Source organism: Salinisphaera aquimarina (assembly GCF_042643355.1).
Classification (GTDB): Bacteria; Pseudomonadota; Gammaproteobacteria; order Nevskiales; family Salinisphaeraceae; genus Salinisphaera; species Salinisphaera aquimarina.
Genome location: NZ_JBHRSS010000001.1, coordinates 610,116 through 622,596, shown reverse-complemented (window position 1 = coordinate 622,596; position 12,481 = coordinate 610,116). Strand labels below are relative to the sequence as shown.

Annotated in this window: 12 protein-coding genes, 2 tRNA genes and 1 pseudogene; 1 reads left to right on the top strand and 14 read right to left on the bottom strand. The window is 61.7% G+C overall.

What is annotated here, in order from left to right; all coding sequences use genetic code 11:
• Positions 1-92: 92 nt before the first annotated feature.
• The 4 genes from ACFOSU_RS02885 to ACFOSU_RS02870 are packed head-to-tail and all read right to left on the bottom strand — an operon-like array spanning position 93 to position 3,598.
• Entirely contained in the window at positions 93-1,118 is a 1,026-nt protein-coding gene (locus ACFOSU_RS02885) for an AAA family ATPase (protein WP_380686270.1), read from the bottom strand.
• Entirely contained in the window at positions 1,115-2,095 is a 981-nt protein-coding gene (locus tag ACFOSU_RS02880) for an HD domain-containing protein (protein WP_380686268.1), read from the bottom strand. Before ACFOSU_RS02880 ends, ACFOSU_RS02885 begins: the two co-directional genes overlap by 4 nt.
• Positions 2,092-3,288 carry an Arm DNA-binding domain-containing protein gene (locus ACFOSU_RS02875; protein WP_380686266.1) on the bottom strand — a complete coding sequence of 399 codons (1,197 nt, stop codon included), beginning with the start codon at positions 3,286-3,288 and terminating at the stop codon, positions 2,092-2,094. Before ACFOSU_RS02875 ends, ACFOSU_RS02880 begins: the two co-directional genes overlap by 4 nt.
• Positions 3,281-3,598, bottom strand: a complete 318-nt coding sequence (locus ACFOSU_RS02870; RefSeq protein WP_380686264.1) for a hypothetical protein — start codon at positions 3,596-3,598, stop codon at positions 3,281-3,283. Before ACFOSU_RS02870 ends, ACFOSU_RS02875 begins: the two co-directional genes overlap by 8 nt.
• 75 nt (positions 3,599-3,673) lie before the next feature.
• On the opposite strand from ACFOSU_RS02870, the gene ACFOSU_RS02865 reads away from it, so the two are divergent.
• Positions 3,674-3,964 (top strand): helix-turn-helix domain-containing protein, encoded by a 291-nt coding sequence (locus ACFOSU_RS02865; RefSeq protein WP_380686262.1) that lies wholly within the window; start codon positions 3,674-3,676, stop codon positions 3,962-3,964.
• Between the two features lie 251 nt (positions 3,965-4,215).
• On the opposite strand, the gene ACFOSU_RS02860 is transcribed toward ACFOSU_RS02865, so the two are convergent.
• From ACFOSU_RS02860 to ACFOSU_RS02815, 10 genes and pseudogenes are all read right to left on the bottom strand, one after another.
• Positions 4,216-4,292, bottom strand: a tRNA-Arg gene (locus ACFOSU_RS02860).
• A 190-nt stretch (positions 4,293-4,482) separates the two neighbouring features.
• Positions 4,483-4,575 (bottom strand) — tRNA-Ser (locus ACFOSU_RS02855).
• A 135-nt stretch (positions 4,576-4,710) separates the two neighbouring features.
• Positions 4,711-4,968, bottom strand: a complete 258-nt coding sequence (locus ACFOSU_RS02850) for a carbon storage regulator (protein ID WP_380686260.1) — start codon at positions 4,966-4,968, stop codon at positions 4,711-4,713.
• 9 nt (positions 4,969-4,977) lie between these two features.
• Complete coding sequence (locus ACFOSU_RS02845) at positions 4,978-6,252, bottom strand: aspartate kinase (protein ID WP_380686258.1); 1,275 nt, start codon at positions 6,250-6,252, stop codon at positions 4,978-4,980.
• Between the two features lie 63 nt (positions 6,253-6,315).
• Positions 6,316-8,934, bottom strand: coding sequence for an alanine--tRNA ligase (alaS, locus tag ACFOSU_RS02840; protein ID WP_380686455.1), 2,619 nt, complete (start codon positions 8,932-8,934; stop codon positions 6,316-6,318).
• A 153-nt stretch (positions 8,935-9,087) separates the two neighbouring features.
• Positions 9,088-9,315 (bottom strand): annotated as a pseudogene (locus tag ACFOSU_RS02835) (thiamine-binding protein); the annotation flags it as partial.
• A gap of 397 nt (positions 9,316-9,712) precedes the next feature.
• The gene (locus tag ACFOSU_RS02830) at positions 9,713-10,204 is read right to left on the bottom strand and encodes a regulatory protein RecX (protein WP_380686256.1); all 492 of its coding nucleotides are present in this window, start codon (positions 10,202-10,204) and stop codon (positions 9,713-9,715) included.
• Between the two features lie 78 nt (positions 10,205-10,282).
• Positions 10,283-11,353 (bottom strand): recombinase RecA, encoded by a 1,071-nt coding sequence (gene recA, locus ACFOSU_RS02825; protein ID WP_380686254.1) that lies wholly within the window; start codon positions 11,351-11,353, stop codon positions 10,283-10,285.
• Positions 11,354-11,474: 121 nt separating this feature from the next.
• Entirely contained in the window at positions 11,475-11,975 is a 501-nt protein-coding gene (gene thpR / locus ACFOSU_RS02820; protein ID WP_380686252.1) for an RNA 2',3'-cyclic phosphodiesterase, read from the bottom strand.
• Positions 11,972-12,481, bottom strand: a complete 510-nt coding sequence (locus ACFOSU_RS02815; RefSeq protein ID WP_380686250.1) for a CinA family protein — start codon at positions 12,479-12,481, stop codon at positions 11,972-11,974. The genes thpR and ACFOSU_RS02815 overlap by 4 nt, the downstream gene beginning before the upstream one ends.

Here is a 12,481-nt window from a genome sequence, read left to right as displayed (position 1 = left end):
TAGAAAGGTAGCCGAATCGATGGTCACAAGGTCCGCCTCTGGCCGAAGCCGGTCGCCCGAGCGCTACCGCGGGATATCTGCGCCAATTAGCTCTACGCAAGAAATCCCATCTTCGCCTTATGTCGTTCGTCACCGACGTCGAGATCGTCTAGCCCAATCTGAATACTTCTACTAGCTGACCGCGCCACAGCAGCCTGACCCATAGCGCCCGTCAACATGCGCCGGATCTCGCGCGGTGGCACGCCGGATAGAGCGGTCTTGACGTCGGCGGGCAGCCGCGCGGCGAAGCGTTTCTTCCATCCGCTCTCTCGATCAAGCAAGCCGTCGTATATCGATTGTGTGATCGCACCCAAATCAGCCATCGATGGTTTGTTGATGGAGACCACCTCGAACCTCGACCTGATCGGCTCCGGCAATGCCTCCGGATTATTCGATGTCGCCAGCCACATGATCTGTGATGCATCGACCGGCACACCGATGTGCTCGTCCTCGAATATTTTGGCGGTGTCCTCTTCGAGCAGTTGATAGAGCGGTCCGTATCCATCAAAGCGCGAGTCGCCGCTCAGCTTGTCGACCTCATCAAGCAGCACTATCGGATTGCCGACTACGCTGTCTCTGAGCGCATCGGCGATCTTGCCGGGCCGACTGCCGGCCCAACTGGCACTGTTGCCGCCGAGTACAAAACTTGCGGTCACTGATGAACAATTCACCATGAAAAAGGGCGTCCTTAAGAGCTCAGCCAGTGCTCGCGCAAAATAGGTCTTACCGACACCCGGCGGGCCATCCAGCAGAAGCGGTGGCCAACGCAAAGCTCTCGGCTCCGCCAACAGACTCAACGCGATATGGCGACGGATCCTGGCGATGACCGTTTCGCAGTTCGGTTGCCGGCGTGCGAGCTGTTCCAAGTCTCCCATCAACCCAGGTTCGGCCACAGCCAATCGCCGGTGCGGGCCGCTTTTGAGCATTCGGCTCAGCGCCTCGCGCCGCTGCGAGTTCTTCGTCTCCGCATCGTGCGCTGCTTTCAACTGTCCATAATCGAAGACAGTCATGGCCGGAATCGAGCATGGATCGCCGTCGCACCCGTCTTCTTCATCTACCGAATAGTCATACGGGTTCATGGGGCGACCTGCAGCCCGCTAGAACCGTGGATCGCGGGCAGTACTCTTTTCACGAGATCGCCCTGTCCTGTCCTTGCGCAATGTCGCCATGCGGGCGATCCCCGAAAGCTCTGTGCGCGGATATCCGCGCCCGAACTCAGCCGGTCGATGTAGCGAACCAGATCGGTCAGCAACAGCGGCGAGGCACTGCTACTGCGCCCGTACTGGCGAACCGGCGCCAGCATCTCGCGTAACCCTGCCCCACCCTCTGGCCAGTCCTGATCGAGACGTCGCAGAAACGGTGCCAGTACTTCGAGATTCAGCGCTTCCTGTGTGACACCGTATATGGCATGTCGGCTCGATCCTTCAGACTTCATGATGCGTATTTTGGCCAGGTCGTGGAGCAAGGCGCCCATGACCGCCAGATCACGCTCATGCGATGGCAGTACATAGCGCGCCAACGACTCGGCCATCTCCGCGCACTCGACGCTGTGTACCAGCAATCCACCGGCGATAGCGTGGTGATGCGAACGACTTGCCGGGACACAAAGAAACGGCTCTGAAATTTCTTGACTCGCGAAGATGCGATGCGCGAGCGAGCGGACGTGGGGCCCTTCGAGTCGATCCAATACTGCGATCAATCGATCGAAGGCATCCAACGCGTCTGCGGGAACCCAGGTTCGTGATAAGAGATGCCAGCTCGGGCGGTCTGGCTTGGCCACCCGCTCAATACGACTCGCATCAATACTCACCATGGCGCTGGGTGAGGTCATTACGCGCCCCGCTACGGAGACGAAACGGGTTCGTAAATCCGTCAGACCCGCGAAGCCAACATTGTTGATCGACATGTCGCAGACGGCGAACCCCGTAGCGTCAGCGATGGTGACGTGCGCCCTATCCTCATGGCCTCGGCCCGCTGCGCGTTTGACGCAGATCAGGCGGTAAACGCCTGTTATATCCGACCCTGCTTGGGCGGTGAGGTGTGCGATTGATGTCATGTCCGCTCCTCCTCTTCCATCCCGCCGTTGATCGCATTGGTAACGAATCGGTCGAAGGCGCTGCCGTCGCGCCGTGTCAGATTCGGCACGTACCGTGAATAGACCCGAAAGAGCATTTCCGTGGTCGTGTGCCCCATCTGTCGCGCAATCCACTCGGGGTTCTCCCCCGCCGCGAGCCATAGCGTGGCCGCGGTGTGACGGCAGTGGTACGGACGCCTGGGCGCGAGCTGCAGATGCCTGAGCAGCGGATACCAAACCCGCTGAGTGACGTTCGTGGTGTCGAGCGGTGTGCCGTCCCGGGTAACGAAGACGTACTCGCCCTGCCCGGTCACCTCGTGTTGGGCGCGCAAGGCGTCGTACACGACCGATGACATCGCGATCTCTCGCTGGGATCCATCCGTCTTCGTATAGTCGGTCACGCCCTTATCCACGGTTTCCCGCACGAGGACCTGACGCGCTTCCCAATCGATCCGCGACCATTTAAGACCATGGAGCTCGCCGGTGCGCATACCCGTGAAAAAGCGCAGCGTGAAGTACTGCTTATAGTCGCTACGAACGGTGTCGAGGATGAGGCGTACTTCGTCCAGCGAGAACGGCTGTATGTCTTTGCGACGAAGTCTCAAACGCTTGATGTTCCGAACCGGGTTGGGGAACTCGAAGCGATCGGCCGCCTCGGTCATGATCATGTTAAACACGCCCATCAAGTTGTTGATGGTCTTGGGCGACAGCGTGACGTTTCCAGAGCGTCCAGCGCACTTAGCGACTTCGGCTCGAAAGGCCAACACGTCCGCTTTTGTAATCTCGGCGATCGGACAATCACCGAACGCAGGCAACAGATGGCGGTTCAGGACCGCGCGGTTGCCCAGCTGCGTGTTGCGGCGCCACCGGATTTCGTTCTCAAGCCACCAAGTGTCGGCGAAATCACGGAAAAGCGGCGTCGTAGCGGACTGATTTTCTTCCGAATCGAACGTATGTTGATCAAAGCGGGCAGCACCCCTGCTATCAGGAAAGTAATGGCGATATGCAAATGTGCCGAGCGTTATCTCGGCGTCCATTTTCTCCGCCACCGACTTCATTCGCTTCCGATTCGACTTCGTATCGTCAAGCGCGGTGTATTCGCGGCACCGCATGCCTCGATATTTGAAGTCGAAGAACAGCTTTCCGGTATCTTCGCGGCTTCTGATGTTAACCATTGCAAATACCCCCGCCGGCCATTGGGATAAAGGCAACTTCTACAGAAGCTGCTCGATTGGCCTTTTCCGTAGCCGGTTGCGGAGACGCTGCTGGGCCGCTGTTGATCAGCGACGAATCGATCTCTAACTGCGGCTGTCTCATATCGCGCTCGATCGTTTCCCATATGTACAAGATCTTCCGGCCACCGAAAGGTCGGAAGTAATGCTTACCTTCGATCAGCACTGAATCTTTCAGCCGGTCTCGTATTGTCTGAACGTCATAGTGAATGCGCTCCGCCAACGCTTCCGTCGTTAGGTACGTGTAGTTCATGCTAGGCTCCATCTGTTGCGTATATGTATCGCGTGTCGCTTTTACGCGACGCATGATGCCTATAATACGCATCCGATGTCGATTGTCAACATCTTTTGTCGCGTTTGCGCGACATATGGAGCGTTAGGTGTGATCCGCTTTAAGGTCAAAGAACTGCTTGCCGAGAAAGAATTCCAAGAAGCGCGAAATATCACGCTCGCTCAGATTGCGAAGGAAACAGGGATTCACAGAGCGACGCTGTCGAAGATCACGAATGAGCGCGGCTATAACACCGGCACCGATAATGTCGATCGGTTGTGCGCGTATTTCGACTGCGAAGTGCAGGACTTGCTGCAGCGGGTGCCCGAGCAGGAAGACAACAGCTGAGGATCCTGTGGGCCCCTAGCCTCACTGTCATTCAGGCTGCAACCGAATCAACGCCGTCACTCTGGTAGGCCCAGATCTGGCCCGGACAAGGCCCGAACGGCTAAAGGCCTAGATTCTTGGCTCAAAGCCTTACGGTCATGCTCTCGATCACCAGAGCGCGCAACTGGCGATGCGATTGTCATAATGCCAAGCCACGAACTCTAGGCAAAAAAAAGGACCAGAAGCTATAAGCTACTGATCCTTCTGGATTATGGTGCGCCCGGAGAGAGTCGAACTCCCGACCTTGCGGTTCGTAGCCGCACGCTCTATCCAGCTGAGCTACGGGCGCTTTTAAACTAATTGTGACAGTAAGGTCGTTACTGCTTCTTCTCAATGTACAGCCCCGACTTAGGGGTTCGTAGCCGCACGCTCTATCCAGCTGAGCTACGGGCGCATTGACTTGTTTTGACAATTTAACCGCTGCCTCGGCGGAAGTCTCATTATACCCTGACTTACGGGTGAAACACTCAGCGCTGTAATGGCGGAGAGGGAGGGATTCGAACCCTCGAAGAGGCTATAAACCCCTTACTCCCTTAGCAGGGGAGCGCCTTCAGCCACTCGGCCACCTCTCCTCGAATCCGTTTTCTCACTCGAACACAAAGACCGCATCAGGCGGTTTGCGTCGACCGTTCGAACAAACCGTCTTTGCTGAGAAGCGGCCCTGCGAGAACGAGTGCGCAATCGTTCAAGGCCGCGAATAATACCGGCTAGCCGGCCCCGGGTAAACCCCTTGAGCCGCTTTGTTTGTCTTCGCTGTTCTCGTCTTCGCGTCGGGCAGGCGTATCGGCCCCACCCTGCTCTGCCAGCGACGGCGATTCGGCTGCGCCATCCATGGCCGTAACCGGCACATCGCGCGGCACGCTCACGCCTATGCGCACGGTATCGCCGTCGGCATCGAGCACGCACAGCTGGATCTCATCCCCGATCTGGATGAGTTCACCGGCACGTCGTTCGATGATCAGCATGCGCTGACCCTAATCCTGTTCTGCCGTCGGCGTAAGTTCGCTTTCCACTTTCTTCGGCTCTTCGTCGAGCTCGAATTCGTCGTGCAGCGCCCGTACCGCGAGTTCCAGGTACTTGGTCTCGATGACGATCGAGATCTTGATCTCGGTGGTCGAGATCATGCGGATATTGATGTTCTCGTCCGAGAGCACCTTGAACATGCGCGCGGCGACGTTGGCGTGCGAGCGCATGCCCACGCCGACCAGCGACACCTTGGCGATTCCGGACTGGCCGGAGACCTGACGCGCGCCCAGATCCTTGGCCGCTTTTTCCAGCAGTTCCTTGGCCGCATCGAAATCGCGCGTATGCACGGTGAAGGTGAAATCGGTGAGCGTGTAGTCACTGGACGAATCGCCCGAGACGTTCTGCAGGATCATGTCGACTTCGATGTTGTTCTCGCCGATGGGCCCGAGCAGCGCATAGGCGATGCCGGGCCGGTCGGGTACGCCGAGCACGGTCAGCTGGGCTTCGTCCTTGGTGAAGGCGATGCCGGAAATGATCGGTTCTTCCACTTGATTCTCCAATGTGATGAGCGTGCCGGGGCCATCGTCGAAGGTAGACAGCACCCGCAGCGGCACGCCGTATTTACCGGCGAACTCGACCGCGCGAATCTGCAGCACCTTGGAGCCGAGACTGGCCATCTCGAGCATTTCCTCGAAGGTGATGGTATTCAGGCGACGGGCGCTCGATACCACGCGCGGATCGGTGGTATAGACGCCGTCGACGTCGGTGTATATCTGGCACTCGTCGCCCTTGAGCGCGGCTGCCAGGGCCACCGCGGTGGTGTCCGAGCCGCCCCGACCGAGCGTGGATATCTGTCCGTCCTCGGTGATGCCCTGAAACCCGGCGACCACGGCCACCTTGCCGTCGTCGAGCACGGCCCGCAGCTTGTCCGGATCGATCTTCTCGATACGGGCCTTGGAGTGTGAATCGTCGGAGACGATCGGCACCTGCCAGCCGGTGAAGGACTGCGCATCCACGCCGGCATGACGCAGCGCCATCGACAGCAGCGCGATGGTGACCTGCTCGCCGGTGGACAGCAGCACATCCATCTCGCGCGCGATCGGACGGCCGTCGAGTTCCTCGGCCAGACCGGTCAATCGGTCGGTTTCCCCGCCCATCGCCGATACGACCACGACAACCTGGTCGCCCTTCTCGCGATAGCCCTTGATCTTCTGCGCGATGCGCTTGATCTTGTCAACCGAGCCGACGGACGAACCGCCGTATTTCTGGACAATCAATGCCATGGAATATGTGTTCCTCGTCGGGCGCGCCGGGCGCGCCAATAAAATTCGCGGATCAGAATCCGATCAGCCCGCCGTCCGATCCTCGACCCATTCATAAACGCTTGCCAGCGCGTCGTCCAGCTTGGACGGATCGCTGCCGCCGGCCTGGGCCATGTCCGGCCGGCCGCCGCCCTTGCCGCCGACCTGCTCGGCGACGAAATTGACCAGCTCACCGGCGGGTACGGCCTTGTTCTGAGACTTGGCCACGCCCGCGATCAGCGCGACCTTGCCGTCGGCGGCCGCGGCGAGCACGACCACGGCGTTGTCGAGCGTGTTCTTGAGCGCATCGACGGTCTCACGCAGCACCTTGCGGTCGGCGCCGTCCATGCGCTGGACCACGACTTGCGCGCCGCCGATCTCGCGGGCGCTTGCGGCCAGGTCCTGGCCCTGACTGGAGGCGAGTTTCTGGTTGGCCGCTTCGAGCTGTTTCTCCAGACCGGCGACGCGTTCGAGCATGCGATCGAGCTTGTCTTCGAGTTCGGCCGGCGACGCCTTAAGCTTCGATGCCACGCGCATCTCACGGGCGCTGGTGTCCTGCAGCCAGGCCAGCGCGTGTGCGCCGGTAACCGCTTCCAGGCGTCGCACACCGGCGGCCACGCCACGCTCTTCGGTAATCTTGACCAGGCCGATATCGCCGCTCGCGGCCGCATGGGTGCCACCGCACAGCTCGACCGAGTAGTCGCCGAAGCGCACCACGCGCACTTCGTCGCCGTATTTCTCGCCAAAGAACGCCAGGGCGCCCTCGGCGATGGCGTCGTCATAGCTGCGAGTATAGAACTGGCCCTGAATGTTCTCGCGCACGCGGGCATTCACCTGGGCCTCGATATCGGCCAGCACGTCGGGCGCGACACCCTCGTAGTGGGCGAAATCGAAGCGCAGCCGCTCGGGTGCGACCATCGAGCCCTTCTGCCGTACATGGGTGCCCAGCGTCTCGCGCAGGGCCGCGTGCAGCAGGTGGGTGGCGGTATGATTGAGTTCGATCTCTTGCCGGCGCGCCACATCGACCTGGGCGTCTACCGCCAGACCGATCCGTACTTCGCCGGATTCGACGCGGCCGAAGTGCAGGAATACGCCGCGCTGTTTCTGGGTGTCGGTGACGACAAAGCGAAACCCCTCGCCCTGGCCCACGATCACACCGGTGTCGCCCAGCTGACCGCCGGATTCACCGTAGAACGGGGTGCGATCGAGTACCAGCACGCCCTCGTCGCCGGCTGCAAGCACATCCACGGGTGCCTCGTTCTGCACGAGCGCGACGATCGCGCCCTGAGCCGTGGTGTCGGTGTAGCCGAGAAATTCGGTCGGCTCACTGACGTCGAGCTTTGCCTGGTAGTCTGCGCCGAACTGGCTGGCAGCCCGCGCGCGTTCGCGCTGGGCATTCATTTCACGCTCGAAGCCCGCGGTGTCCAGCGTCAGCTCGCGTTCGCGGGCGACATCGTTGGTCAGATCGACCGGAAAACCGTAGGTGTCGTAGAGCTTGAAGACGGTTTCGCCCGGAATTTCGGTGCCGTCCATGGTCTCGATGGCGTCCTCGAGAATACGCATGCCCTGGGCCAGGGTGAGCGCGAAACGCTGCTCTTCCTGCTCGACGACGCGTTCGATCTGGGCCTGGGCATCGGCGAGCTCCGGAAAGGCTTCGCCCATCAGTTCAACCAGCGGCGCGACCAGTCGGTAGAAGAAACTGCCGGTCGCACCGAGCTTGTGACCGTGGCGAATCGCGCGGCGCATGATCCGGCGCAGCACATAGCCGCGCCCTTCGTTGGCCGGCATCACGCCGTCGGTGATCAGAAATGCCGTAGCTCGGATATGATCGGCCACGACCTTGAGTGAGGCCTGCTGCGACTCGAGCACATCGCCGCTGATGCCGACCGCCTCGGCGGTCGCCGCAATCAGCGTCTGGAAGGTGTCGATGCCGTAGTTGTCGTGCGTGCCCTGCATGACCGCGGCCACGCGCTCCAGGCCCATGCCGGTATCGATCGACGGGCGCGGCAGTTCGCGCATTTCGCCGTCCTTCTGACGGTCGTACTGCATGAAGACCAGGTTCCAGATCTCCACGTAGCGGTCGCCGTCCTCTTCCGGCGTGCCCGGCGGACCACCGGCGATATGCGCGCCGTGGTCGTAGAAGATCTCGGAGCATGGACCACAGGGCCCGGTATCGCCCATCGACCAGAAATTGTCCTTGGCGCCGATACGCGAGAACTGGGTCTCCGGCACGCCGATTTCCTTGAGCCAGATATCCTCGGCTTCCTGGTCCTCCTCGAACACCGTCACCCAGAGTTTCTCGGCGGGCAGTTCGAGTTCCCTGGTGAGGAAATCCCAGGCGAACCGGATCGCTTCGCGCTTGAAATAATCGCCGAAGCTGAAGTTGCCCAGCATCTCGAAGAAGGTGTGGTGACGGGCGGTATAGCCGACGTTCTCGAGATCGTTGTGCTTGCCGCCGGCGCGCACGCAGCGCTGCGACGACACCGCGCGACTGTAGTCGCGTTTGTCGTCGCCCAGGAATACGTCCTTGAAGGGCACCATGCCGGCGTTGGTGAACAACAGCGTGGGGTCCGAGGCAGGCACGAGTGAACTGGAAGCAACAAAGCGATGCTGCTCGCGTTCGAAGAATTCGATGAAACGCGACCGCAGCGCGTTGGTGGACATCATGGTAGGCCGCGTCTCCCGAAAACAGCGTCAACAAACAGCGCGATAGTTTAACAGAGGGGGCGACGCCCACCTATCACAATCAGCACGGATCGATACCGCCAAGCTCGCCGCGCACATCATCGCGCGCCCGTCGTTTGAGTCATCGACGCCCTTGGCGCGCGCACTACTCACCTTGTCAGCGTTGCTCTGCTGGCGATCGATCCGGCTGCCGAGCTTCACCGTCGTGAACACGCGCGGCGCGCCCAGTTCGTGGATGTGCTCGTGACAACGCTTGAAGGCGGCGAATACGTCATCCCATTCGCCTTCGACGTTGGTGCACGGGGAGCCTCTGATTGAATCCGCGCGGTCGCGCCGGAGTGCTTTGCGCGCGACTGGCACGGAGTGAAGAATGTCGCGTGCTCATTGCACGTGAATGACGAACGACACAGTCCAGACGGGCGCAAAGCCGCGGCCCCGAAGGGGTTCGGCTCCAAAGACGCCGCTACAGCGTTGCCGGGTTCGGTCCGGCAATAAGCCGGACGCTTCACCCGGGCGTCTTGTATCAACGTCTTTGGAGACTCGACGCGATTCGCGAGGATTCAATCAGAGGTTCCCTAGCATGCATCTCGGGGTTGATGAGCCCGGCGTCTTCGAGAATCGGCTGGCAGGCCGCGACATAGTGCGGCACCGATCGCCCGCATGGATCACGCACTGATGGTGCTATGCGTCTGCCTGCACGAACATATATGCCGTCAACACAAAGCGAATGAACGGCCGCAGCCGTCGATAACCGCGATCAGTCATCGAAAGCGGCGCGCAGTTGATCGGGCTCGAAGCCACGTCCCTGCAGGAAACGCATCTGCTTGGCCCGGGTCGGAAAATCGCCCGGCGACAACGCGCCGAAGCGCTTATGCCGAACCGCTTCGGCGAGCGCGAACCAGTCCACCTCGGCCTCGTCGAGCGCGATCTCGATGAGCGAATCGCTCACGCCCGCCGCGGCCAGATCACGACGGATGCGCAGCGGGCCGATACCCCGCTCGCTTTTCGAGCGGACCACGGCGTGGGCGTAGCGCTCGGCACTCAACAGGCCCTCATTGATGAGATCGTCGAGCACGGGTTCGATGTCGGCATCGGCGTGCTCACGCTTGCGCAGCTTCGCTGCGAGCTCCGCCGGGGCGTGCTCGCGCCTGGCCAGCATGTCCATCGCACGCTTGCGGATCGCCAGCCTCTCGGCCCGGATCTGCTCTTCCGCGGAGGGCACGTCGTGGCTTTCGCTATCGTCGTTCATTGTTCCGGCATGGACATGAAAAAGCCCGCGCTGCAGCCTGCGCGGGCTTTTTCAGGCATCGTCCTCGGACCGCCCCGCCTAGCGGGCCGCGCCCGACTCCTTGGCGGAATCGAGCAGGTCGGCATCCGCCACTGGCTCGGCTTCGTCGCCCTTTTTCTTCTTCGGCGGCATCAGCAGCTCGCGCAACGCGGTTTCGATCTCCTGGGAAATCTCCGGGTTTTCCTTGAGGAAGTTGCGTGCATTGTCCTTGCCCTGGCCGACGCGGTCCCCTTTGTACGAGTACCAGGAACCGGCTTTTTCGACCAGGTTGTTGGCCACGCCCAGGTCGATGATCTCGCCCTCGCGCGAGCAGCCCTGGCCGTAGAGGATCTCGAACTCGGCCTTGCGAAACGGCGGCGCCATCTTGTTCTTGACCACCTTCACGCGGGTCTCGTTGCCGATCACCTCTTCGCCTTTCTTGATCGCGCCGATGCGGCGGATATCCAGACGCACGGAAGCGTAGAACTTGAGCGCGTTGCCACCGGTAGTGGTTTCCGGGCTACCGAACATCACGCCGATCTTCATGCGGATCTGGTTGATGAACATCACCAGCGTACCGCTGCGCTTGATGTTGGCGGTGAGCTTGCGCAGGGCCTGGCTCATCAGACGAGCCTGCAGGCCCACGTGCGAATCCCCCATCTCGCCTTCGATTTCGGCCTTGGGCGTGAGTGCTGCGACCGAGTCCACGACCACGATATCGACCGCGGCCGAGCGCACCAGCATGTCGGCGATTTCCAGCGCCTGTTCGCCAGTGTCCGGCTGCGAGATCAGCAGATTCTCGATATCCACGCCCAGCGCCTCGGCATAGGCCGGGTCGAGCGCATGCTCGGCGTCGATGAAGGCAGCGGTGCCGCCGGCCTTCTGGGCCTGGGCGATCGCCTGCAGGGTGAGCGTGGTCTTGCCCGAGGATTCCGGACCATAGATCTCGACCACGCGCCCACGCGGATAGCCGCCGATGCCGAGCGCCACGTCCAGGGTCAGCGAGCCACTGGAGATGGCCGGTATGTTGATGGCCTCGACGTCGCCCATGCGCATGACCGAGCCCTTGCCGAACTGGCGCTCGATCTGGGTCAGAGCAGCCGCGAGTGCCTTCTTGCGATCTTCATCCATAGTCTTTTTACTTGTGTGCGGGAGCCGCGCGCCAACGCGATCGCGAATCCCGTGAACCAATTCAGTGGCCGGCCGGCATTATTTCATAACCGCCGGGCATGCACAGCGCCGAGACGGTGGCTCAAGCCAGCGCCCAGCGATCCAGCTCGCGATACGCGCCCGCGACGGTGGCCTGGCCACTGGCGATCAATGCAAAAGCAGTGACCCGCCAGGCAATCGGATCAATGAGCCGGGTCGCCATGGGCACGCTGTCATGAACGACACTAACATGCGGCCGGAACGCCCGATTATCAACGTCAGCGGGCGCCAGCCCCGCAGCCAGCGCGAGCAGTGGATCGGGGGCCGTCGTGCAGCCGAACCAAGTGATCCCGGGGCGGGCAAAATGACCCAGCTGATCAAGAACAAGGTCGAACGCAGGGGCGCGAATACTGGCGGCATTGTCTCGCAGGGCATCCGTTTGCGCGCTATCACAGGCCCCGACGAAAGCCAGGGTCATGTGCAGACGCGGCAACGCCACCCGGCGACCGCCGATACCCAGTGCATCGGCCTGCGTGGCGATGCGCCGCGCAACATCTCGCGGCGGCCACAGCGCGAAGAATAGCCGCTGCGCGCCCGCCGTCACTGGGCGTCGACGCGCTCGCGCAGCCCAACCAGCGCCGCCAGCACGCTCGCCTTGCGTACATCGGCGCGATCGCCGTCGAAGTCGTAGCGCACCACGTCGGCCGCCCCGCCGCGACTCATCCAGCCGATGAACACGGTGCCCACCGGTTTGTCCGCGCTGCCCCCGTCGGGCCCGGCGACCCCCGATACCGCGACCGCCCACTCCGCCGGGCTGTGCGCCAGCGCGCCCTCGAGCATGGCGGCGACCACCACATCGCTGACCGCGCCATGGCGATCGATCAACGCGCCGTCCACCCCCAGCGACTGCTGCTTGGCGTCGTTGGAATAGGTCACGAAACCGCGCTCGAACCAGGCCGAGCTGCCGGCGCGTTCGGTGCAGGCCGCGGCAATCAGGCCGCCGGTGCAGGACTCGGCCGTGACCAGCCGCTGACTGTGCGACGGCAACAGCGTCGCCAGCTGCTCGACCAGCGCGGGAATGGACTGTTGGGGATCAAAGGGAGCAATCAT